At 70.1% G+C, this 21,164-nt stretch carries 21 protein-coding genes and 1 pseudogene; 11 read left to right on the top strand and 11 right to left on the bottom strand.

Features of this window, described 5'->3' with window-relative positions; all coding sequences use genetic code 11:
- The coding region (locus tag D7W81_RS26405) for a WD40/YVTN/BNR-like repeat-containing protein (RefSeq protein WP_368773751.1) at positions 1 to 850 on the top strand (850 nt) is incomplete at its 5' end.
- Positions 851 to 898: 48 nt separating this feature from the next.
- Here the strand turns inward: D7W81_RS26405 and D7W81_RS26400 are convergent.
- Positions 899 to 1,552 carry a YiiX/YebB-like N1pC/P60 family cysteine hydrolase gene (locus D7W81_RS26400; protein ID WP_244227442.1) on the bottom strand — a complete coding sequence of 218 codons (654 nt, stop codon included), beginning with the start codon at positions 1,550 to 1,552 and terminating at the stop codon, positions 899 to 901.
- A gap of 262 nt (positions 1,553 to 1,814) precedes the next feature.
- On the opposite strand from D7W81_RS26400, the gene D7W81_RS26395 reads away from it, so the two are divergent.
- Complete coding sequence (locus tag D7W81_RS26395) at positions 1,815 to 4,010, top strand: PhnD/SsuA/transferrin family substrate-binding protein (protein ID WP_120558159.1); 2,196 nt, start codon at positions 1,815 to 1,817, stop codon at positions 4,008 to 4,010.
- Here D7W81_RS26395 and thpR read toward each other — a convergent pair.
- Together thpR and D7W81_RS26385 are read right to left on the bottom strand one after the other, a co-directional pair.
- Positions 4,007 to 4,558 carry an RNA 2',3'-cyclic phosphodiesterase gene (gene thpR, locus D7W81_RS26390; protein ID WP_120558158.1) on the bottom strand — a complete coding sequence of 184 codons (552 nt, stop codon included), beginning with the start codon at positions 4,556 to 4,558 and terminating at the stop codon, positions 4,007 to 4,009. The genes D7W81_RS26395 and thpR overlap by 4 nt on opposite strands.
- A 1-nt stretch (position 4,559) precedes the next feature.
- Entirely contained in the window at positions 4,560 to 5,102 is a 543-nt protein-coding gene (locus D7W81_RS26385) for a metal-dependent hydrolase (RefSeq protein ID WP_120558157.1), read from the bottom strand.
- A gap of 71 nt (positions 5,103 to 5,173) precedes the next feature.
- Between D7W81_RS26385 and D7W81_RS26380 the strand changes: the two genes are divergently transcribed.
- The gene (locus tag D7W81_RS26380; RefSeq protein ID WP_120558156.1) at positions 5,174 to 6,415 is read left to right on the top strand and encodes an adenylate/guanylate cyclase domain-containing protein; all 1,242 of its coding nucleotides are present in this window, start codon (positions 5,174 to 5,176) and stop codon (positions 6,413 to 6,415) included.
- A gap of 67 nt (positions 6,416 to 6,482) precedes the next feature.
- Here D7W81_RS26380 and proS read toward each other — a convergent pair whose 3' ends face one another.
- Entirely contained in the window at positions 6,483 to 7,916 is a 1,434-nt protein-coding gene (gene proS, locus D7W81_RS26375) for a proline--tRNA ligase (RefSeq protein WP_120558155.1), read from the bottom strand.
- A gap of 127 nt (positions 7,917 to 8,043) precedes the next feature.
- Between proS and D7W81_RS26370 the strand changes: the two genes are divergently transcribed.
- From D7W81_RS26370 to D7W81_RS26360, 3 genes are all read left to right on the top strand, one after another.
- Complete coding sequence (locus D7W81_RS26370) at positions 8,044 to 8,739, top strand: DUF4336 domain-containing protein (RefSeq protein ID WP_120558154.1); 696 nt, start codon at positions 8,044 to 8,046, stop codon at positions 8,737 to 8,739.
- Between the two features lie 118 nt (positions 8,740 to 8,857).
- Positions 8,858 to 9,490, top strand: a complete 633-nt coding sequence (locus D7W81_RS26365) for an MXAN_6652 family MXYO-CTERM-anchored protein (RefSeq protein WP_120558153.1) — start codon at positions 8,858 to 8,860, stop codon at positions 9,488 to 9,490.
- A gap of 90 nt (positions 9,491 to 9,580) precedes the next feature.
- Positions 9,581 to 10,483 (top strand): endonuclease/exonuclease/phosphatase family protein, encoded by a 903-nt coding sequence (locus tag D7W81_RS26360; protein WP_120558152.1) that lies wholly within the window; start codon positions 9,581 to 9,583, stop codon positions 10,481 to 10,483.
- Between the two features lie 4 nt (positions 10,484 to 10,487).
- Here the strand turns inward: D7W81_RS26360 and D7W81_RS26355 are convergent, their stop codons facing one another.
- Positions 10,488 to 11,054, bottom strand: coding sequence for a hypothetical protein (locus D7W81_RS26355; RefSeq protein WP_120558151.1), 567 nt, complete (start codon positions 11,052 to 11,054; stop codon positions 10,488 to 10,490).
- A 220-nt stretch (positions 11,055 to 11,274) separates the two neighbouring features.
- Between D7W81_RS26355 and D7W81_RS26350 the strand changes: the two genes are divergently transcribed.
- Positions 11,275 to 11,907 (top strand): YdcF family protein, encoded by a 633-nt coding sequence (locus D7W81_RS26350; RefSeq protein WP_120558150.1) that lies wholly within the window; start codon positions 11,275 to 11,277, stop codon positions 11,905 to 11,907.
- 5 nt (positions 11,908 to 11,912) lie between these two features.
- Here the strand turns inward: D7W81_RS26350 and D7W81_RS26345 are convergent, their stop codons facing one another.
- Positions 11,913 to 12,356, bottom strand: a complete 444-nt coding sequence (locus tag D7W81_RS26345; RefSeq protein ID WP_244227443.1) for a MarR family winged helix-turn-helix transcriptional regulator — start codon at positions 12,354 to 12,356, stop codon at positions 11,913 to 11,915.
- Between the two features lie 126 nt (positions 12,357 to 12,482).
- On the opposite strand from D7W81_RS26345, the gene modA reads away from it, so the two are divergent.
- The 4 genes from modA to D7W81_RS26325 all read left to right on the top strand — a co-directional run bounded on the left by modA (position 12,483) and on the right by D7W81_RS26325 (position 15,962).
- On the top strand, positions 12,483 to 13,337 hold the full coding sequence (gene modA, locus D7W81_RS26340) for a molybdate ABC transporter substrate-binding protein (RefSeq protein WP_120558148.1): 855 nt from the start codon (positions 12,483 to 12,485) through the stop codon (positions 13,335 to 13,337).
- Between the two features lie 94 nt (positions 13,338 to 13,431).
- On the top strand, positions 13,432 to 14,109 hold the full coding sequence (gene modB / locus D7W81_RS26335; RefSeq protein WP_120558147.1) for a molybdate ABC transporter permease subunit: 678 nt from the start codon (positions 13,432 to 13,434) through the stop codon (positions 14,107 to 14,109).
- A 178-nt stretch (positions 14,110 to 14,287) separates the two neighbouring features.
- Positions 14,288 to 15,379 (top strand): molybdenum ABC transporter ATP-binding protein, encoded by a 1,092-nt coding sequence (gene modC / locus D7W81_RS26330; protein ID WP_120558146.1) that lies wholly within the window; start codon positions 14,288 to 14,290, stop codon positions 15,377 to 15,379.
- Between the two features lie 34 nt (positions 15,380 to 15,413).
- Entirely contained in the window at positions 15,414 to 15,962 is a 549-nt protein-coding gene (locus tag D7W81_RS26325) for a hypothetical protein (RefSeq protein ID WP_120558145.1), read from the top strand.
- 268 nt (positions 15,963 to 16,230) lie between these two features.
- Here the strand turns inward: D7W81_RS26325 and D7W81_RS43660 are convergent, their stop codons facing one another.
- From D7W81_RS43660 to D7W81_RS26305, 5 genes and pseudogenes are all read right to left on the bottom strand, one after another.
- Complete coding sequence (locus D7W81_RS43660) at positions 16,231 to 16,728, bottom strand: hypothetical protein (protein WP_244227441.1); 498 nt, start codon at positions 16,726 to 16,728, stop codon at positions 16,231 to 16,233.
- Positions 16,729 to 17,280: 552 nt separating this feature from the next.
- Positions 17,281 to 17,394 (bottom strand): annotated as a pseudogene (locus D7W81_RS44440) (YHYH domain-containing protein); the annotation flags it as partial.
- Positions 17,395 to 17,591: 197 nt separating this feature from the next.
- Positions 17,592 to 18,110 carry a hypothetical protein gene (locus tag D7W81_RS26315; RefSeq protein WP_120558143.1) on the bottom strand — a complete coding sequence of 173 codons (519 nt, stop codon included), beginning with the start codon at positions 18,108 to 18,110 and terminating at the stop codon, positions 17,592 to 17,594.
- Positions 18,107 to 18,769 carry a pentapeptide repeat-containing protein gene (locus D7W81_RS26310; RefSeq protein ID WP_120558142.1) on the bottom strand — a complete coding sequence of 221 codons (663 nt, stop codon included), beginning with the start codon at positions 18,767 to 18,769 and terminating at the stop codon, positions 18,107 to 18,109. The genes D7W81_RS26315 and D7W81_RS26310 overlap by 4 nt, the downstream gene beginning before the upstream one ends.
- A gap of 74 nt (positions 18,770 to 18,843) precedes the next feature.
- Positions 18,844 to 21,164, bottom strand: a 2,321-nt coding sequence (locus D7W81_RS26305; RefSeq protein WP_147445627.1) for an isoamylase, incomplete at its 5' end; no start/stop codon positions are given.

Raw genomic sequence — 21,164 nt, 5'->3', positions numbered from 1 at the left:
GTTCTGGGTGATGACGGCCCTGAAGGACGGGACGCTGCTGGCGCAGATGAGCCGCGGCGGCAGCTACCACCTGGAGCGCTCCACGGATGGCGGTGCGACGTGGGCGGACGTGGCCGCGTTGGGGAACTACCGCGCCATGTCGCCCGCGAGCTTCGCGGAGCTGGGCAACACGGTGTTCTTCCTGGAGTACCAGACGTTCACCTCCGCGAACACGCCGCTGCGGCTGTGGGCCAGCACGAACGGCGGTGCGACGTGGTCGGTCCGGGCCACGTTCCAGGACCACCGGCACGGCACGGCGCTCTACGCGGATGCGACGCGGAGCGTGCTGTGGGCCACGTTCGGGAGCAGCAGCACGCAGGCAGCGGTGGCGCGCTCGACGGATGGGGGCCGCACCTGGACGAAGGTGATGGGCGGCTACGCGGCCAACGCGGTGACGGGGGCGGTGCTGTCCGGAGGAGAGCTGCTGCTCGGGCAGTCCACGCTCTACGAACCGGAGCACCCGAAGCTCCTGCGCGTGTACGCGAGCGGACGGGTGGACGCGCTGATGACGTTGCCGGGTCCGGCGTACTCGCTGGAGGCACTGTCCGGAGGCGGCTTCGTGCTGGGAACGGCGAGGGCGGATGTTGGCGATGTGCAGCCCGCGTCGGACGTGTACGCGCGCCTCTTCACCAGCACGGACGGCGTGGCCTGGCTCGAGGCCCGGAGATACGAGCGGGCCGGGAGCACGTCCATGGCCCGCGCGGAGGTCTGGGGCGTGCTTCCCAACGGCGACCTGGTGGTGCGGGCGGAGAACCTGAAGGGCTTCGGAACGGGAGGGAAGGGGTTCCAGGTCCTGCGGGTGAAGCGCTGAGACACGGCGTCACGGTGGGGCGCCTGGCCCCACCGTGACGGCGCGGTCTCAGGGCGCCGTGGGGAAGTCCGAATGCACCACCGCGAGCCGGCCATCCGCCGCCAGGTTCGCCGGTGTCACCAGCTCCAGGTCCATCGGCACCGGACCCCGGTAGCGCTCGGAGATCTCCCGCTTCAATCCCGCCACGTCCAGGTCCCCCAACCGCTCCAGCCTGCCGTACTCCACGCCGGCTCCCGCCGCGTACGCCTTGCGCACCAGCTCCGAGCAGTACATCGCCTCGTCCCCCCACCCGAAGAGCGCGTCGTACGGCTTGCCCAGGTGCCGCTTCGCCTCCGCCACCGCCCGCGCCTTCGCCGCGTCATCCACCCCCTGCGGCCGCATCACCAACAGCCGCCCCTTCACCCCGCGCGCCTTCCACTGCGCGAACGGCGTGCGCTTCACCGGCTGCACCGCCTCCACCACGAACACGCCGTCCGGCGTCACCTCCACCAGCCCCACGTGCGACAGCGGGCTGTGCGTGGCCACCTGGATGGCCTTCGACTGGCGTGATCCCGACGTCTGGAACACCACGTCCCCGTGACGCACCTTCTCCACCACGCCCTGCGCCACGCGCGGCGCCGCCTGCGTTTCGCGGCCCACCAGCCACGCCGCCACCACCAGCACGAGGGCCAGGAGCCACAGTCCCCGGAGAATCCTGGTCATCCGTCTGTTCCTTCCATGGGTTGCACCCGTCCACCCACCCCCAGTGCAGCCCCGGTGCCAGCCCCGATAGAGCGGGATTTCACACACCGTGCGCCTCGGTCCCCACAGACCCTGGGTCAAAGCGTGGTAGACCTGGGGAAGCTACGTATTACAGCGATTCCAGAATAATGTGGCAATTTCGGAAAAATTCAGGTAGCTACAGAACACCCGCGCGCCGACTTTCCGTGCGTTCGGGAGAGGGGGGCTATCGGAGGAACTCGTCGTGACCGCATCGAATGCTCCCATCCGTTGCCTGCTCTACCCCTCGCTGGGCGAGGTACGGGAGCACGTGCGCGTGGAGCTGTTCGCGCGAGCGCTGTCGGAGCGCATGGGCCGCCCGGTGGTGATGTCCATGGCGCCCACCTACGAGTTCCTGGAGGCGGAGCTCGCGGCGGGCCGGGTGGAGATGGCCTGGGGCACCGCCGAGCAGTGCGACGCCTTCGAGCCGCAGGCGCGGGCGGTGCTGCGCGCGGTGCGCTCGGGGAGCCACCACTACCACTCCGCCTTCATCTGCCGCGCGGACGCGCCGCTGACGCTGGAGACGCTGCGGGGCAAGCGCGTGGCGTGGGTGGCGCAGCGCTCCACCGGCGGGCACCTGCTGCCGGTGCGCCACCTGGAGTCGCTGGGCCTGCGCCCGGAGACCCTCTTCTCCGAGCAGCGCTTCCTGGGCACCTACCGCAAGGCGCTGGACGCGGTGCTGCGCGGCGAGTCGGACGTGTGCGCGCTCTTCTGCAACCACACGGACGCGCACGCCATGCGCGCCACGCTGACGTCGTACCTGGGCGCGGACGCACCGCTGCTCATGCCGTTCCTCTTCACCATCTCCACGCTCGCCGACGGCCTCATCCTCACCAAGAGGCTGCCGGAGGCGGACGCGCAGGCGCTCATCTCCGTCCTCACCCGGATGAACACCGACGGCGCGGGCCTGGAGATGCTCATGGGCCCCTTCCGGGTGGAGGGCTTCGTGCGCTCGCCCGGGCCGGGCGCGCCCGTGTCCAGCCCGCGCCCCTCGTCCGGCGCGGAGTACCTGGCCGGTGAGCTGGACGCGGAGGGCCGCTGCCTCAGGCTGTGGTCCCCGTCCGGCCGGGCCTTTGGCCTGGATGTGCGCGGCGCGGAGGGGCGCAAGCTGGAGGAGTCGTTGGGCACCGCGGCGAGCAAGCCGCTCATGTCCCTGCTCCAGGCCGTGCTCCGGGGCGGCTCCGACGGCCGGCTGGAGTACCGGCTCACCGTGGACGGCGACGAGCGCGTCTACGCGGCCGAAATCACCCCCTGCGTGCCCTCGCCCGGGGACACGAGCGTGCGGCTGGGCCTGCTGGTGCGCGACGTCAGCGGCCTGCGCGCGCTGGAGGACCCGCTGTACCGGCTGGCGTCGTTCCCGCTGCTGCACCCGGAGCCGCTGCTGGAGCTGGGCATGGACGGGGAGCTGCGGTTCGCGAACCCCGCCACCCACGTGGCGTTCCAGGACCTGGTGGAGAAGGGCGCCGAGCACCCGCTGGTGCACGCGGCGCTCACCTGGGCGTGGCGCGGCGCGCCCCCGGGAGAGCCCGCGCCCACGGTGCACCTGGACGGCCGCTACTGGGAGCTCACCGTCGCGCAGCTGTGGGACCCGCCGGGCCTGCGCGTGTTCGCGCGCGACGTGACGCTGCGCAAGCAGATGGAGGCGCGGCTGTTCCAGGCGGACCGGCTGTCCGCGCTGGGCTCGCTCGCGGCGGCGGTGGGCCATGAGATGAACAACCCGCTGGCCTTCGTGCTGGCGAACCTCTCGTACATCCGCGAGGAGATGGACCGGCTGAAGCAGCCGCTGCTCAACGGCACGCCCCTGCCGCGCGCGGACCTGGAGGACATGATGGAGGCGCTGGGCGAGACGGTGGAGGGCGCCACCCGGCTCAAGCACATCGTGCAGGACCTGCGCACGCTGTCGCGCAAGCCGCCGGAGCACCGCGCCCGCGTGGCCGTGCAGCCGGTGCTGGAGAACGCGCTCAAGCTCCTGCGAGGTGAATTGCAGCACCGCGCGCGGCTGGAGCGGGACTTCCACGACCTGCCCACGGTGGACGCGGACGAGGCGCGCCTCACCCAGCTCTTCCTCAACCTGCTGCTCAACGCCCTGCAGCAGATGGACGCCCAGGACGCCGCGCACAACGTGCTGCGCGTGGCGGCCTACACCAGCGAGGACGGCGAGGTGGTGGTGGAGGTGCAGGACTCCGGCAAGGGCCTGTCCCAGGACGCGCTCGCGCACATCTTCGAGCCCTTCGCCACCGCGCGCCCCAACAGCACCGGCCTGGGCCTGTCCGTGAGCCACACCATCGTCACCGGCCTGGGCGGCACGCTGCGCGCGGAGAGCCGCGAGGGCCGGGGCACGCTGCTCACCGTCACGCTGCCGGCGGCCGTGGCCGTGGCGGAGTCCCTGCGCGCCTGCTAGCCGCGCTCCAGCGGCACCTCCAGCCGGTGCACGTAGTGGCCCTTCGTGCTCTCGAACAGCACCAGCCGGTCCACGCGCCCCTCGCCCCAGGACGCGCCCTGCAGCTCGTGCGCGCACGCCGCCAGCGCCGGGTCCCCGCGCGGTGGCCGGGCCCGGGCCAGCGTCAGGTGCGCGATGTACTCGCCGTGCTCGGACGTGAAGCCCAGGGGTTCCAGCGCTCGCGCCACGTCCGCCTGGAGCGCCTTCAGCGCGGCGATGTCCCCACGCACGTCCGCCCAGAGCACGCGCGGGTGCGAAGGCGGGCCGAACGTGCCGCCGCCCGCCACCGACAGCACGAACGGCGCGTGGTACAGCCCCACCGGCTCCAGCGCGTCGCGCAGCTCCGGCAGGCGGCTGTCGTCCACGTCGCCCAGGAAGAGCAGCGTCAGGTGCACGCCCTCCGGCTTCACCCACTTCGCGTCCGGTGCGAGCGCGCGCAGGCGCTCGATGCCTCGCCCGGTTTCGGCGGTGAGGGCCTCTCCCAGCGTCACGGCGGTGAACAGGCGCATGTCAGGGAACCTGGACACTTCGGGCCGCGCGCGCCTTCCGGGGCCACAGCGCGTAGACCCAGGCGGGCAGGAACACGAGGAACTCCACGCCGCTCACGTACAGGCCTCGCGCGGACAGCATGCCCGCGCCAATGGGCGCCACCGGCAGCGGCCGCACCGGCGCGAAGACGCGCGCGTTGGAGACGGGCCAGAAGAGCGCCGCGCCCAGCCCGCCGTCCGTGAGCGTGTCCAGGATGCCGTGGCTGCCCACCGCCGCCAGCGCCAGGAGGCCCCAGCGCGTGGCGGATTCCCCCTTCCACCGGGCCAGCGCGGCCACCCCGAGCGCCACCCCCGCCGCGAAGACGAACGAGTGCGACGCACCGCGGTGCCCCCACGTCGCCGCGTAGGGGATGCGCAGCGCGAACGCCACCACGTCCGCGTCGGGAAGGAGGGCGAGCAGCGACAGGAACGCCATCTCCGCCACCCGCCGCCGCCAGGGCGCGCCCGTCCCCGTCTCGTAGCGCCCCAGCGCCATGCCCACCGCCACGTGCCCGATGCTCGCCATGCACGGGGACCCTAACGCAGGAAGGGCGCCGCCTGGAGAGGGCCCCACGCGTGGGGTAGCCTCCCCGGGACATGCGGTCCCTGTTCTCCCATGCCCATGTTGAATCCACCCTGCGCGGGCGCCTGGACGAGTGGCGCGCGGACGTCGGGGCCTGGCTCAACGTGACGCGCATCACCGCCACGACGGCGTGGCTGGTGCTGGCCCTGGTGGATGACTGGCACGTGTCCCGCGGCGTGCTCGGCGGCTACATCGCGCTGGCCTTCCTGCTGTGGGCGGGCGCGCGCCGGATGCCGGCCCTGCTGCGGCGGCCGGCGCTGAGCGTGGCGTTCCTGGACATGCCGCTCATCTACTTCCTCCAGGAATGGTCCATCCAGGGCTCGGCCAACGGAGTGCCCATCGCGCTGCTCACCCTGGGCGTGTACCTGGTGCTGGTGGTCATCGTGTCCATGGTGACGCTGTCGCGGCTCATCGTCGCGGCGGCCACGGCGCTGGGCATCGTCGCGGTGGCCCTGCTGACCCTGGGCGCGGGGCTGCCCGCCTCCCAGTTCCTGCCCGGCATGGTGCTGGTGATGGTGCTCGCGTCCTCGGTGGCCTTCTTCATCAGCCGCACGGTGCTGGGACTGGTCACGGACGTGGTGCGCGAGGAGATGCAGCGCGAGCGGCTGGGCCGCTTCTTCTCCCCGGAGGTCGCGCGGCGCATCTCGGAGCGGGGCACGGACGGCGAGGCCGGCGAGCACCGCGAGGTGACGCTGCTCGTCTCCGACATCCGCGGCTTCACCACGCTGTCGGACCAGATGGACAGCCCCCAGGTGGTGGCGCTGCTCAACGAGTACCTGTCGCGCATGGTGGAGGTGGTGTTCCGCCACGGCGGCACGCTCGACAAGTTCATGGGCGACGGCATCCTCGCGTACTTCGGCGCGCCCCTGGAGCAGCCCGGCCACCCGGCCGCCGCCGTGTCGTGCGCGCTGGCCATGCTGGACGCGCTGGACACGCTCAACCAGGAGCGCGCCGCCCGGGGTGAATTCCCCCTGAGCATCGGCGTGGGCGTGCACACCGGCCGCGTGGTGGTGGGCGCCGTGGGCAGCGAACAGCGCCGCGAGTACACCGTCATCGGCGACGCGGTGAACCTGGCCAGCCGCATCGAGGGCCTGACGAAGAAGGTCGGCGCCCCGGTGCTCGTCTCCCACGCCACGCGCGAGCGCTGCCAGGACGCCTTCGACTTCGAGGCCGCCGCCCCGCTGCCCGTCGCGGGCAAGCCGGAGCCGGTGGCCACCTTCCTCCCGAAAAAGCGCGGCCTGCTCGCCGCCGGCTGACGGCTGAAAAGACAACGGGGCCGGGAGTCGCCTCCCAGCCCCGCGGGTACCGCGCTCCAGGAAGGCTTCAGTACGCCTTGGAGAACACGATGCGGCCCTGCGACGGGTTGCCGGTCATCACGCACTTGCCCGGCTCCTGCTTGAGGCTGAACGGGCGGCAGCGGGTGGTGAGGCCCGTCTCCTCCTTGATGCGCGCCTCCGTCTTCGGGTCGCCGTCCCAGTGCGCCAGCAGGAAGCCGTCCTCCGCCTTCGCCTTCAGCTCCTCGTAGGAGTTGACCTCGAAGGTGTGCGAGTCGCGGAAGTCCTTCGCCTTCTGGAACAGGTCCTTCTGCATCTGGTCCAGCATCGTCTGGGCCTTGGCCACGGCCTCGTCCAGCGACACGAACTCCTTCTGGCGCAGGTCGCGGCGCACCATCACGCACGAGCCCTTGGCCAGGTCCTTGGGCCCCAGCTCGATGCGCAGACACGTGCCGATGAGCTCGTGCTCGTTGTACTTGAAGCCCGGGCCCTTCGTTTCGTCGTCGTCCACCACCACGCCCAGGCCCGCCTTGCGCAGGTCCGCGGCCAGCGCGTGCGACTTCTCCATCACCTGCGTCTTCTCCACGTCCGTCGCCTTGCCCGCGATGGGGATGATGACCACGTGCGTGGCGGCGATCTTCGGCGGCACCACGAGGCCCGCGTCATCCGAGTGCGTGAGGATGAGCCCGCCGATGAGGCGCGTGGAGGAGCCCCACGACGTCTGCCACACGTGGTGCACCTTGCCGTCACGGCCCTGGAACGTGGTGTCGAAGGCCTTGGCGAAGTTCTGGCCCAGGTTGTGGCTGGTGCCCGCCTGGAGCGCCTTCTTGTCCTGCATCATCGCCTCGATGCTGTACGTGCGCAGCGCGCCGGCGAACTTCTCCGACTCCGACTTGCGCCCCGGCAGCACCGGCATGGCCATGTAGTCCTCCGCGAACGTGCGGTAGACCTCCAGCATCTGGAGCGTGCGCTCCTCCGCGTCGGCTTCCGTCTCGTGGCAGGTGTGGCCCTCCTGCCAGAGGAACTCCGTGGTGCGCAGGAACAGGCGCGTGCGCATCTCCCAGCGCATCACGTTGGCCCACTGGTTCACCAGCAAGGGCAGGTCGCGGTAGCTCTGGATCCACTTGGAGAAGCTGCGGTTGATGATGGTCTCGGACGTGGGCCGGATGACCAGCGGCTCCTCCAGCTTCGAGCCACCCGCGTGCGTGACGACCGCCAGCTGCGGGTTGAAGCCCTCCACGTGCTCGGCTTCCTTCTTGAGGTAGCTCTCCGGGATGAGCAGCGGGAAGTAGGCGTTCTTCACGCCCGTGTCCTTGAACATCTTGTCCATCACCCGCTGGATGTTCTCCCACAGCGCGTAGCCGTTGGGGCGGATGACCATGCAGCCCTTCACGTCCGAGTAGTCGGCGAGCTTCGCCTTCTGGACCAGGTCGACGTACCACTCGGAAAAGCCCTTCTCGCGGGGCGTGAGCTTCTCGGCCATGTGCTGGGCACCTTGCTAGGGGATGGAAAGTGGGGGGTTGCCTACGCTGGGATGTTCCGGAAATCAACGCCGGACCGAGGCCGGACTCGTCCCGGGAACGCCCGCCATGCTTGGAAAAGGACCCGCCATGCCCACGCCCCCTGACACCGCGCCCCGCAAGCTCGCTGACGACGTCCACGTGTTCGATGCCGCCTTCTCCATGGGAGGGCTCGACCTGGGCGGCCGCATGACGGTCCTCCGCCTGCCGGACGGCGGGCTGTGGGTGCACTCGCCCGTCGCCTTCACGCCGGAGCGGCGGGCCGCCGTGGAGGCCCTGGGGAAGGTGCGCTTCCTCGTGGCCCCCAACCTCTTCCACCATGTGCACCTGCCGGACTGGGCCGCGGCCTTCCCGGACGCCCGGGTGGTGGCGCCCTCGGGGCTGCGCGTGAAGCAGCCGGCGCTCCGCATCGACCAGGAGCTGGACGACACGCCCGACCCCGCCTGGGCCCCGGTGCTGGAGCAGATGCACATCCGCGGCATGCCCCGGGTGAACGAGTTCCTCTTCTTCCACCGGCCCAGCCGCACGCTGCTCATCACCGACCTGGCCTTCCACTTCCACCACGCGGACTCGCTGCTGCTGCGCCTGTACCTCAAGGCCAACCGCGCCTGGAAACGGCTGGCCCCCACGGTCCTGGAGCGCCTGCTCATGAAGGACAAGGAGGCCGCGCGCGCCTCCATCCAACGTGCGTTGAAGTGGGACGTGGAGCGCATCGTCGTCTGCCACGGTGAGGTGCTGGAGCACGGCGGGCAGAAGGCGTTCCACGACGCCTTCGCCTGGCTGTAGGGCGCGGTACGCCCAGCCCCCGCGACACAGGGGAATGTCGCCTGCTGCACTCCTCGCCGCGCTGCGCTACAAGGGAGCCTCCCCTTTTTTCCTGAGTTCCCCCCAGGAGGTTCATTTCATGCGGTCCATTCTTCCGTCCGTGGGCGCGGCCGTGGTGTGCCTTGTCGCCAGCTCCGCGTTCGCCAACTCCACCGGCGTCAGCGGGCGCAGTGGCAAGCAGAGCGGCATGTCCTGCACCGCGTCCGGCTGCCACAGCGGCGGGACGAGCACCCCCACCGTGACGCTGGAAGGTCCCACGGCGCTGACGGCGGGCGAGACGGGCCAGTACTCGCTGATCATCACCGGTGGCCCCGGCGCGAAGGCGGGCATGAACGTGGCCACGGGCGGCGTGGACGGCGCGACGCTGACCGCGGGCTCGGGCACGAAGGTGCTGAACGGCGAGCTGACGCACTCGCTGCCCAAGGTCTCCAGCGGCGGCTCGGCGCGCTTCGACTTCTCGCTGGTGGCTCCCGCCACCAACGGCACGCTCAAGGTGTACGCCGCGGGCAACTCCGTGAACGGCGACAACAACCAGGGCGGGGACGCGCACGCCAACGCCACGCTGGACGTCGTCATCACCGGCGGCAAGGACCCCGTCGCTCCGGAGGAGGACGGGGGCGGCTGCTCCGCCACCAGCGGCGCGCCGGCGGTGCTCCTCGCCGTGTTCGCGGCGCTGGGCGCGCGCCGCCGCCGTCAGTCCCGCCAGGGCTGAACGCAGGCCTGAAGCCCGGCTGCTCTCCAGCCGGGCCCCGGGGGGCGGGACGACAGCGCGAGGGCGGGCGGCATACCCTCGCCCCCCTTGATGCGAACGAGCTCCCTCCTGACCGCCTTGTTCGTCGCGGGATCGCTGGCCTGTGCCTCCGGTTCCGCGGTGCGTCCCACCCTGTCCTCGGGCACCACGCCCGTCGCCGTGGCCCCCAAGCGCGACGCGGGCGCCCTGCGGGTGATGACCTTCAACATCCAGTCCGGCCTGAAGGGCCTGGAGCAGGTGGCGGCCGTCATCCGCCAGGAGGGCCCGGACGTCGTCGCGCTGCAGGAGGTGGACGTGGGCTCCACGCGCGCGCACGGCGAGGACCAGGTGGAGCGGCTGTCGGCGCTCACCGGCCTGAAGTACCGCGCGCACTTCGGCACCACGCGGCTGTATGGCGGCGCGTACGGCATCGCGCTCCTGTCGCGCTATCCGCTGGCGTCCCTGGCGCAGTACCCGCTGCCCACGCCCAGGGGCGCGGAGCCGCGCACGCTGGCGCACGCCGTGCTGGACGTGGACGGGCGCGAGGTGAGCGTCTACGCCACGCACCTCATCCGCCGGCCCTTCAACGGCGCGGCGCGCGTGCGCCAGAGCGTCTTCATCTCCCACCTGCTGGCGAAGGACACCCGGCCCCGGCTCTTGATGGGGGACTTGAACGACGACCCGGACTCGCGCCCGGTGCGCCTGTTGCGCCGCCAGCTCCAGGACGTGGCGCGCGTCACCCGCTCCGACGGGACGGGCACCTACCCGATGCCGCTGTTCCTGCCGTCCCTGCGCATTGACTACGTGATGGCGTGCGGCGCGTTCACCCCGGTGGCCACGCGCGTGCTGCGCGTGGGCGTGTCCGACCACTACCCGGTGGTGGCGGACCTGCGGCTCGCCCCCGAGCCCACGCCCGTCGTGGCTCCGGCGGGCGCGGCTCCCGCGGGTGCCGCCACGGCGGCCGCGGCGCCCTGAGTCCCTACGGGGCGGCGGTGGGCAGGGTGAAGCGGTAGAGGACCTCCATGTCCCCCTTGCTGAAGCCCTTCAGGACCTCGTGGTGGATCTCCTTGCGGCCGCTCAGGTACGCGAGGCCCCCCGCGGCGAAGCCCATCACGGCGAGCTCGAAGTAGACGTGCGGCCGGGGCACGCCGGTGATGCGCAGCTCCACGGTGTCGCCCTGCAGCTGCGCGGTCAGCTCGCCCTCGGTGAAGTAGCCCTTCCAGATGCCGGGGGTGAACAGGGCGAAGCGGCGGAAGTCGTCCTTGCCGAACATCGTCTTGAGCTGGCCCTGGCCCAGCGCGTACTCGGCGGACTTGATGCCGTATTGCCAGTAGGCCTTGGTGTCGCCGCCGTAGAAGCGCTGGGTCATGGCCTCGTTGAAGCGCAGGAAGGCGTCCGCCGGGATGCGCGACACGGGCATGATGAGCTGTCCGAAGATGGGGTCCCGCTTCGCCTGCTCCGCGACGAAGGACTTCCACGCCGGTTCGCCGAAGGCCTGCACCATCATGGTCTGCCGTGCCAGGAACGCGACGCCTTTGACATCCATCCGTATGCCTCCCACCGGCCGCTCCGGTTCACCGCGGACCCCGGCCGGGTCGTCTCTCGCATTGTGTCTTGAGACCCCCTGCCGGACGATACGCATCGCGACAATTCACCGGGTCGTCCGTCGGCCCCAACACGGTGAAACCTGTTATCGCGGACACAGTGCTTCAGTGAAGGTGTATCCGGGGCCGCGCGATGTCCGGTGCAGGACTAGGGTCCCGCCGGTGCGGCCCCTTGCCCTGCTTCCCAGACCCGGACGTGCGCGCCGGGCGGTCCTCCTCTGCGCGGGCGTGCTCACGGGCGGCGTGTTCGGCCTGGCCTGGTGGGTGGACCGCTTCGGCCGTCGCGAGCAGGTGATGGAGGCGGACGCGCTGGTGGTGCTGGGCGCGCGGGTGCTGCCGGGCGGTGTGCCGTCCGGTGCACTGGTGGCGCGCGTGGAGCAGGCGGCGGCGCTGTACCGCCGGGGCGTGGCGCCCTGGGTGCTGTTGTCCGGGGGCGTGGGCACCCATCCTCCGTCCGAGGCGCGCGTGATGCGCGAGCTGGCGGTGGCGGCGGGCGTGCCCGCGTCCGCGTGCGTGCTGGAGGAGGACAGCCACTCCACGCAGGACAACGCGCGGTTCAGCTCCCGCGTGCTGCGCGAGCGTGGGGCGCGCCGGGTGGTGGTGGTCTCCGACCCGTATCACCTGCTGCGCGCCAGGCAGTGCTTCCGGCGCGAGGGGCTGGAGGTGGTCACGAGTCCGGCGCCCATCGACGGGCGGATGCGCGCGGTGGACCGGGCGTACTGGACGGTGAGGGAAGCCTTCGCGCTGCTCCTGCACCCGCGCCTGCTGTGGGCGCGGGCGCCGGGCGGGCGCTGAAGGCGTCAGGTCCCGGACGCGGAGGGGTCGTCCGGCGTGGCGGAGTCCAGCTTGACGAGCAGCTTCTCCAGCACGCGGAAGAGGGCCTGACGGTCGTCGGGGTCGAGCATGCCCATCACCACGCCCATCGAGCGGTGCATGGAGCGGTCGAGCTTGGCGAAGGTCTGTTTGCCCTTGTCGGTGAGCCGGCAGCGCACGATGCGCCGGTCGGTGTCCCCGCGTTCGCGCACGATGTGGCCCTCGCGCTCCAGGCGGTCCACGACACCGGTGACGGTCTTTTCGGTGACACCCAGTCGCTTGGCCAGCTCGCCCATGGTGAGCGAGCCGTCCAGGCCCAGCCACAGCAGGGCGTGCACCTGGGGCGGCGTGAACTGGAGCTGCTCGCAGGTGCTTGCGATGGGATCACGGAGTGAACGGCGACGGCCCAACGAGAACATCAGCTCCTGCATCCGGCCGACGTCCTTCGCGAGCGCTTCATCCTCTTTATGGATATTCCGTGACACAGAGTATTCATTAGCGGCGAGGTGCGTGCGGGTCAACTTGTAGGCTGCCGCGGACCGCTGGAGGTGCGTGCGATGCGACATGCGTGGTGGGGGCTGTTGCTGGCCTGGGTGTCGGTGTCCACGGCGCGTGCGGAGGACGTGCTGGTGTTCGCGGCGGCCAGCACGACGGACGCACTCGAGTCGCTCGCGCCCGCGTTCCAGCAGGAATCGGGACACCGGGTGCGGTTCGCCTTCGGGGCGTCGAGTGACCTGGCACGTCAGGTGATGGCGGGCGCTCCGGCGGATGCCTTCCTCTCCGCCGACGAGGCGAAGCTGGACCTGGTGGAGCGGGCGGGGCTCGTGCAGGCGGGCTCGCGGGTGGACCTGGTGTCCAACCGGCTGGTGGTGGTGGTGCCGGCGGGCTCGGCGCTGAAGGTCACCGGGCCCGCGGACCTGAAGGGCCTCAAGCGGGTGATGCTGGCGGAGCCAGCGGCGGTGCCCGCGGGCGTGTACGCGAAGGCGTGGCTGACGAAGGCGGGCGTGTGGGCGGACGTGGCGCCGCGCGTGGTGCCGGCGGTGGATGTCAGGGCCGCGCTGGCGGCGGTGGAGGCGGGGAGGGCGGACGCGGGCGTGGTGTACGCGACGGACGCGGCGGGTTCGAAGAAGGTGCGCGTGGCCTTCACGGTGCCGGAGGCAGACGCACCGCGCATCGCGTATCCGGCGGCGGCGTTGACGCGGGGAAAGGCGCCGGAAGGAGGGCTCGCGTTCGTGCGCTTCCTCCAGACGGAAGCCGCGCGGAAGGAGTTCCGCCGGCTGGGCTTCCTGGACGTGAGCGGGGTGAAGGCGGCGCCGGATGCTTCGGGTCATGCCGCGACGATTGATGCAGGTGTTCCGCGAGCCGTGCCCACGCCGAAGTCCGGAGCTGGGACGCGGAAGGACGCGCCGTGAGGGTGGCACTGGGTCGAGCGCGTGAGCTCCCTCGCTCCGATGTCCTGTCGCGGCGTCTGTGTGTGGCCTTGGCCAAGGGGCATGCTGCGCCGTGATGGATGAGGGACTGACAGGGCTGGTGCTGTTCACGGTGGCGGTGGCGGCCCTGTCCACGGCGCTCATCCTGGTGCCCGGTGTGGCGGCGGCCTACGCGCTCGCGCGCTGGAGGGGACCGGGGCGCGGCGTGGTGGAGACGGTGCTGGCGCTGCCGCTGGTGCTGCCTCCGACGGCGGTGGGCCTGGTGCTGCTGGAGTTGCTGGCGCGGGACTCGGTGCTGGGGCGGTTGCTGGATGCGGTGGGCGTGGAGGTGGTGTTCACGCCGAAGGCGGTGGTGCTGGCCAGCGCGGTGATGGCGTTCCCGCTGCTGGTGCGCTCCGCGCGCGCGGGCTTCGAGGAAGTGGATCCACGGCTGGTGGCGGTGGCCCGCACGTTGGGGGACACGCGCATGCGGGCGTTCTTCCGCGTGACGCTGCCGCTCGCATGGCGCGGGGTGCTGACGGGCGCGCTGCTCGCGTTCTCACGTGCGTTGGGCGAGTTCGGCGCCACGGTGCTGGTGGCGGGAAACATTCCCGGAAGCACGCAGACGCTGTCCCTGGCCATCTTCCAGCGCACGCAGGTGGGGCAGGACGCGGAGGCGCTGAAGCTCGCGGGTGTGGCGGTGGTGCTCGCGTTCGGGGCCATGTACGTGACGGAAGTGGTGACGCGGCGTCGCGGAGCCCGGGGGCTCGCGTGAGTTACGGGACAGCACAGCGCGTGAGGTCTTGTGTGCCTGGGCCCGCTGCGACGGAGCCTGCGTCCGCTGAGGACATACCGGGCACTACGTGGACTCGGGGGCATCACGGGCCGGATGCGATGGAGCCCACGTCCGCGCAGAACGTGCGGGCCACGTGGGTCAGAGGTGCTCGCCCGTGATGGAGCTGTCGCTGCGGCTGCCCCTGGCGCGTTTCACGCTGGAGGTCGAGGCGCGCTTCACGTCCGCGTCGGTGGCGGTGCTGGGGCGTTCGGGCTCCGGGAAGACGTCGCTGCTGGAGGTGCTCGCGGGCCTGCGGCGGGGAGCCACGGGGCGCGTGGTGGTCGATGGTCGCGTGCTCCTCGACACGTCCGCCGGTATCGACGTGCCGCCGGAAGCGCGCCGCATGGGCTACGTGCCGCAGGACGCATTGCTCTTCCCGCACCTCACCGCCGGACAGAACGTGCGCTTCGGTGTACGCGCCGGGCGTCCGTCGCGCGTGGATGAAGCCGTGCACCTGCTGGAGCTGGAACCCCTGCTGCACCGCTACCCGGTGACGCTGTCCGGTGGTGAGAAGCAGCGCGTCGCCCTGGCGCGGGCGCTCGCCACCGACCCCGCGCTGCTGCTGTTGGACGAACCCCTGGCCGCGCTGGACGTCGCGTTGAAGGAGCGCGTGCTGCCGTACCTCTTGCGCGTACGCGATGAAGCGCGAGTGCCCCTGCTCTACGTAACCCACCAGCTCGGTGAAGCACGGGCCCTGGCCCGCGAGGCCCTGCTGTTGGACGGCGGCGCCGTGAAGGCCGTGGGCCCGGCGGACACGGTGCTGGGCACGGTGGCGCGCGGCCTGCTCACCGGCGAGCCCGAGGAGAACATCCTCGAAGGCACGCTGGATCATCCCGCACCTGGAAGCACGCGGCTGCGTGTCACGGAAGGCCTGTCGCTCTGGGTGCCGGACGCGCCGGAGCTGTCCCACGGCACCCGCGCTGCCTACGCCGTGCCCGCCGAGGACATCCTCCTGTCCACCGGTCCGCTGACCGGCGTCTCCGCGCGCAACGTGCTCGAAGGCACGGTGACGAAGCTGGAGGACGCGGGAGCAGGGGAGTGCGCGACCCACGTGGACGTGGCGGGCATCCGCTGGGTGGTCCGCCTCACGCACGCCGCCGTGCGCGAGCTGTCCATCGCTCCAGGCCTGCGCGTGTACCTCGCGGTGAAGTCCTCCGCCTGCCGTCGGCTGGCCCAGGGCGCACGCTTGTCCGGTCCGGCCGCGCCCTGACGTCTCCCGGTCACTCTCAGCAGGAGACACCGTGATGGAGCTGTACGCCTACGCCTATGTCGGGCCCGAGGAGATCCGCCGCGCCGTGATGGCGCATCCGGCCGGTGCTCCCATCCGCGCCCGCGAGGACCTCGACCGCTGGCTCCAGGGGCATCCGGAAGCCATCCAGGAGGGCGCGACCTGGGTCGTGGACCTCACCGGCTGCCTGCGATTGGCGCCACGCCGGTCGGAGCACGTCGCGTGCGCGGGAGGCGAGGAGGTGCTGGCGGCGGGCGAACTCCACTTCCAGCGATCCCCGATGGGGTGGGACGTCGCGGGGGCGTCGAATCAATCGACGGGTTACTGCCCGGACACGGACTGCTGGGATGCGCTCTCGCTCGCGCTGACCAGGGCTGGCCTTCGCGGTCCCCCGGGCTTCACCCACGCCGTCACCTTCCGGCGGTGCACCCACTGCGGCGAGCTCAACCTGGTGAAGGAACAGTGGTTCGTCTGCACCTTCTGTGACGCGGACCTGCCGGCCCTCTGGAACGTCGCCCCGCGAAGACGCGTGGTCGTGGACGAAGCTCCGGCGCGGAACTCCTAAGTAGGTAGCCGCAAGTTCCGCGACGAATGCAGGCACCTGCCCTGTTACCGCTCTGCTCTGAATTCGTTCAGGAACACTCGGCGGCCTGCTTAGCTCCAGTGAGAACCGCTATCGCCTCGTCGATGACCGCCTTGGCGATGGCTCCAGCCTTTTCCTCAGAGTTCTCTGGCACATGGCACTGCATGATTGCCCGATTTCCCACGGTGGAGGCCGAGGACTTCAGGCCTAAGTCTGCGGCGAAGTTCTCGAGCTGCTCCTTGCCGCATTGTCAGCTCGACGTGGGCGACTGGGCGGCGGATTCGCCATCCAGCATCCGGAGTGCCTCCTCAAGCAAGGCGATCTGTTCCGCCTGCATCTCGTCCGACACCGCATCGGCGCGGATGGAGGCGAGCGCCTCCTCAAGCCGGCGTCTCTTCACGGCCTTGGATTTGAGGCCCTCCACTTTCTCAAGGGTGTCGTCGGTGTCCAGGCGTGAGGCTTCGAGCAGGAGCTGGAGACGCTCCTCGGGAGTGACCCCGAGTTTCTCCGCCCGCGCGATCACGTTGCGCCGTGTCGCGGCACCCTTCGCAGAGTGGAGTCGGTCGATCAGACCATGGAGTGCCTCAACCCGCTGCGACTCCTGACGGGCAGCATCGTCCTTCCGCGCAGCTTCGCAGTCGACATGTCTGGTCGTCCTCGACTCCTTGCTCCAGTAGATGCTTTGGCCAGGAACGACCGGTGATGAGCATTCCGTGCAGGTCCCGTTGTAATTCGCCGTGATCTCCACCTCGCCTGACCGTGGTGGCTTCCGACGGGGGGCAGGGGCTACAGCGTGAGGTTGGGGCGCGAGCAGCGCCTCCTGTGGTTGCGGCCTTGCGGCGGGGCTGACAGCTGGCAGCGGCGGTGTTGCGGACGCCTTGGCCTTCGCTGCCATCTGTTCTTGCGAATGTGCTCGGGAGCGCTTGCGGGTCTTGAGGAAGGCCCAGAAGGAGCCACACGACGCAGCAAGAAGGCTGCCGATGCAGCACAGCGCACTCGCTCCTTCGTCCGCAGGATCGCGCTTGCGCTCAGGCGCCTCCACAGCGCTCGAAGAGGGGACACCTGCGTTTGCAGTGCCACCTGCATTAAGCCGAGATGGCGCAAGCGCGGACTTGTCCACCGGGACATTTACTGGCTGCGCCACTGCAGGAGCCGGTGGCAACGACTCCTTGTCGATGCGTGGCACGGAAGGCTTTGACGTCGGCGACACAGTGGGAGTTGCCCGCGCAAGGGGAGAGGGCGCAGACAGCTCCGGCCAGGCGCTCGACGAGGACCGGGTCGACGTGCCTCTGTGGCAGTGGTACCCACCGTGCTTCCTGTCGTAGTGGCACCCGCTGGCATCGAGCGCCCCAGGATGGGCAGCGGCGGTGGAGGCGAGCAGCGCCAGAATGACCGAGACCTGTCCCTTGCCCATGACTTCCCCGAGCCTGCATGCGGCTAGCTTGGAATGCTACATGGCAGGTTGTCCCATAACTACCGCAGGGACGTTCAGAACGGCAGGTCATCAACGCACACGTGGCTAAGTAGCTCGCCAAGTGTTCCTGAACGAATTCAGAGCACAGCGGTAACAGGGCAGGTGCTGCATTCGTCTCGGAACTTGTAGCTATCCACTTAGTCCCCGTGTGCCTCGGCTTCGAATCGCCGATGGGCGGACTCCATCCGCGCCAGCGCGTCCACGAGGCTGCGCTCGATGTCCTCACGCTGGGCCTGCACCAGGTCTTCCGGAAACCCCATGCGCTCCAGCAGGTCCAGCTGCATGAAGAACTCCTCGCACTGCCGGTGGCCGTTCGCGCCATCCAGGTACTGGCCTCCCCGCATGAGGAAGTCCCCCCACGAAATCCCGCCGCTCCGGTAACGGAGGAACAGGCACGCCAGGTGGTCCGCGTCCCACGCGTCCTGCTCCTCCACGTTGGCCGGAAACGGAAGGTCCGGCATGTCGAGGAGCAAGCCGCGAGCCCTGTCGATATCGGGCGCCGTGCACAGCTCCAGCAACCAGAGCGGTGAGTCATCCAGCTTCATCACCCACGCATCCGCCCAGGCGATGAGCTGCCGGAGCCCGACAAGCCCCGTCCTCACCATCACCGCGATCCGCGCGACAGCAGCTGGATCGAACGGCGTGCCGTCCCTCATCGCTTCGCCCCCGTCTTCTTCGCCGCGCCGCGCCCCGCAGCCTTCGCGTGGTAGCCCTCCACGCGCATGCCCAGCTCATGCACCACGGACATCGCGGTGTCCTGCGGGATGCGCGTCTCCTTCAGCTTGTTCCGCGCGGGGTCGAGCACCAGGCCCGTGGCGCCGGAGAAGTCCGTTCGGGTCAGCGTGCAGCCGCGGAAGTTGCTGCCGGTGAGGTCCGCGCCGGTGAAGTCCGCGTCCGTCAGGTCCATGTCGAAGAAGTTCGCCTCCCGCGCCACGCAACGCACGAACGACGTCTGGCGCAGGCCCAGCCCCACGAACGAGCTGTAGGGCATGCCGCACTCCTCGAAGTTCACCTCCGGGTTCGCCGCCACGCCCGTCCAGTCAATGCCCATCAGCTTCGAGCCCTCGAAGCGCACGTCCCGCAGCCGGATGGCGTTGAAGTTCGCGCGCGTCAGGTTGCACCCCTGGAACACGCACACCTCCAGCAGCGACTCCTTCCACCGGCTCTCCTGCAACTCGCAGTTCACGAAGGTGCACCGGTAGAACTCCTTGTCGCCCAGGTCGACGTTCTGGAGGTCCAGCCCCTCGAACGTCTCCTTCTCAAAGGAGTTCTCTTCCCGAAGCCGCTTCACCACCGCGCTGACGTCCTGGGCCATGCGGGCCTTATACCGGCCCGCCCCTGCACCGCGAAGGACCCGGCCAGCGCGCCGGGTCCTCCACGGCCTTCACGCTACTTGGCCACCAGCACCAGCACGCCCCGGCCGCACAGGCCGTACTTGGAGCCCTCGTCGCCCGCCAGGTCCGTGGGGTTGAGCATCACCTGATCCGCGCCCCGGCTCTCGATCCACGAGCAGGTGTCCGTCACGCGGTACCACCGCTTGCCGTTGCCCGGCCACGGCAGGAAGAAGTCCACCGCGGCGGACCAGCCGTTGTACGCGACGTAGATGGCGCTCACCGTCTCACCGGAGAACTCCGACGCGTCGATGCGGTACGCCAGCGCGTGGTTGCTCGCGCTGTCGAAGTAGGACGCGTCCGGCACGAAGCCGTCCGGCTTGAACCAGCGGTGCTGCTCCATCACGTTCCCGTTGGTGTCGGACGCGCTGTAGAACGCCGCCGGGCGCAGGGCGGGGTGCGCCTTGCGGAACGCGATGAGGTTCTTGGCGAACAGGCGGAAGTTGGACTGGTCCGCGCTCCACGCGTAGTCCAGCCAGTTCTTGTTCGAGTCCAGGTTGTACACGTTGTTGTTGCAGTACTGCGTGCGCAGGAACTCGTCGCCGCCCGTAATCATCGGCACGCCCGCGCTCATCATCAGGAACGCCAGGCCGTTGCGCGCCGCCTGCCGCTGGAGCGCCGCGTTGCCGCCATGGTCCCAGCTGTGGTTGCTGTCCTCGCCGCCGTCGGACGGGCCGTAGGGCCACGGCTGGTTGTTGTTCTTGTTGGTGCACGAGTACAGGTCCTTCAGGGTGAGGCCGTCGTGGGCCACCATGAAGTTCACGGACGCGGCCGGCTTGCGGCCGTCATCGAAGTACAGGTCCGACGAGCCCGCGAAGCGCGTGGCCAGCTGCCCCGGCGTCACGTTCTCCACGCCCAGCTGGTTCTGGTCCTTGCGGAAGGTGTCGCGGAACGCGCCGTTCCACTCGCGCCACTTCGCCGGGAAGTTGCCCACCTGGTAGGAATTGCCGCCAATGGCCCACGGCTCCGCGATGAAGTCCGTGCCCGCGCCGCCTCCTTCCGGACGCGGATCCAGCTGCGTGGTGATTTGATTGAGCGCCGTGTTCGAGTCGTCGCGGTTGTACTCGTAGCCGCTGTGCGTGGCCGTCTCGTGCTCGTGGATGTTGCCCAGCACCGACGCCAGGTCGAACCGGAAGCCGTCCACGCCCAGCGTGTCCTTCCAGTACGACAGCGAATGCAGGATGACGTTGCGGGCTGTCGGGTTGCGCGTGTTGAAGTTGCCGCCCACGCCCGTGTTGTCCCAGTTGAACTGCATGTCCTTCGTCAGGCTGTAGTACGTGGGGTTGTCCAGGCCCCGGTACGACATGACGTTGTACGTGCTGGGGTTTCCGCTGATCCACCCGCCGCCCTCGCCGGTGTGGTTGTAGACCACGTCCACCAGCACCTTGATGCCGGCGTCGTGGAACGCCTTCACCATGGACTTGAACTCGCGCGTGGGGCCGCCCGGCGTCTGGTCGCACGCGTAGCGGCGGTCCGGCGCGAAGTAGCTGAGGTTCATGTAGCCCCAGTAGTTGTCACCCGCCGTGCTCGCGACCGTGTCGTTGTTGCCGTTGTCCGTCTCGTGCAGCGGCAGGAACTCCACCGCCGTCACGCCCAGCGCCGCCAGCTGCGCGGCCTTCTGGCCCGCCGTCTTGTAGGTGCCCAGACAGGCGGCATCCAGCCCGGAGCCGGTGTCCTGCTTCGTCAGGCCACGCAGGTGCACCTCATAGACGATGTCGTCCTTGAAGGCGCGCGTGGGCTTGGTGCCGGTGGCCGTGGTGTCCGGCGCCAGCACGATGCCCTTGGGCGCGTACGGGCCGCTGTCCTTGTAGCGGTGCAGCGGACCGGACGCGAACACCGTGGCGTCCGCGTTGCTGGGGTTCACCGGGTCGTGCGACAGCTCCAGCGCGTACGGGTCCCACAGGAGCTTGTTCGGGTTGAAGCGGTTGCCCGCGGTGTCCACGTCCGCGACGAAGCCATGCGCGCTGTTGGTCGTCGTGTTCCAGGTGGACACGTACGTCCAGTTGGGGCCCCACGCGCGGTAGCCGTAATAGACGGTGCCGGTGACGCCGTAGCTGTTCTTCAGCGTGGAGACGGAGGCCGTCTTCGACCAGACATTGGTCGTCGCGTTCTTCGTCATCACGTACGTCACGGCCGGCGCCGCGCCCTGGGCCGTCTTGTAGATCCACAGCTCGATGCGCGTGGCGCGCGACGAGTACACGTTGAAGTTGATGTTGGCCTGCGTGGCGTCGTACTTCGCGCCCAGCGTCCAGGTGAGCAGTTCCTGCTCGCGCTGCGCGGTGTCCTCCACGGCGGGCGCGGCGGGGGCAGGGGCGGGGT

This window comes from Corallococcus aberystwythensis (genome assembly GCF_003612165.1).
Taxonomy (GTDB): domain Bacteria; phylum Myxococcota; class Myxococcia; order Myxococcales; family Myxococcaceae; genus Corallococcus; species Corallococcus aberystwythensis.
Note: the sequence above shows the minus strand (reverse complement) of the source record. Positions and strands in the feature narration are given on the sequence as shown.

Bases quoted from the DNA above. Each gene is read 5' to 3' on its own strand.
- D7W81_RS26400 (WP_244227442.1), bottom strand. From the start codon at position 1,552: ATGACCAGGATTCTCCGGGGACTGTGGCTCCTGGCCCTCGTGCTGGTG.
- thpR (WP_120558158.1), bottom strand. From the start codon at position 4,558: ATGCGCCTGTTCACCGCCGTGACGCTGGGAGAGGCCCTCACCGCCGAA.
- D7W81_RS26385 (WP_120558157.1), bottom strand. From the start codon at position 5,102: ATGGCGAGCATCGGGCACGTGGCGGTGGGCATGGCGCTGGGGCGCTAC.
- D7W81_RS26380 (WP_120558156.1), top strand. From the start codon at position 5,174: ATGCGGTCCCTGTTCTCCCATGCCCATGTTGAATCCACCCTGCGCGGG.
- proS (WP_120558155.1), bottom strand. From the start codon at position 7,916: ATGGCCGAGAAGCTCACGCCCCGCGAGAAGGGCTTTTCCGAGTGGTAC.
- D7W81_RS26370 (WP_120558154.1), top strand. From the start codon at position 8,044: ATGCCCACGCCCCCTGACACCGCGCCCCGCAAGCTCGCTGACGACGTC.
- D7W81_RS26365 (WP_120558153.1), top strand. From the start codon at position 8,858: ATGCGGTCCATTCTTCCGTCCGTGGGCGCGGCCGTGGTGTGCCTTGTC.
- D7W81_RS26360 (WP_120558152.1), top strand. From the start codon at position 9,581: ATGCGAACGAGCTCCCTCCTGACCGCCTTGTTCGTCGCGGGATCGCTG.
- D7W81_RS26355 (WP_120558151.1), bottom strand. From the start codon at position 11,054: ATGGATGTCAAAGGCGTCGCGTTCCTGGCACGGCAGACCATGATGGTG.
- D7W81_RS26345 (WP_244227443.1), bottom strand. From the start codon at position 12,356: ATGCAGGAGCTGATGTTCTCGTTGGGCCGTCGCCGTTCACTCCGTGAT.
- modA (WP_120558148.1), top strand. From the start codon at position 12,483: ATGCGACATGCGTGGTGGGGGCTGTTGCTGGCCTGGGTGTCGGTGTCC.
- modB (WP_120558147.1), top strand. From the start codon at position 13,432: ATGGATGAGGGACTGACAGGGCTGGTGCTGTTCACGGTGGCGGTGGCG.
- modC (WP_120558146.1), top strand. From the start codon at position 14,288: ATGGAGCTGTCGCTGCGGCTGCCCCTGGCGCGTTTCACGCTGGAGGTC.
- D7W81_RS26325 (WP_120558145.1), top strand. From the start codon at position 15,414: ATGGAGCTGTACGCCTACGCCTATGTCGGGCCCGAGGAGATCCGCCGC.
- D7W81_RS26315 (WP_120558143.1), bottom strand. From the start codon at position 18,110: ATGAGGGACGGCACGCCGTTCGATCCAGCTGCTGTCGCGCGGATCGCG.
- D7W81_RS26310 (WP_120558142.1), bottom strand. From the start codon at position 18,769: ATGGCCCAGGACGTCAGCGCGGTGGTGAAGCGGCTTCGGGAAGAGAAC.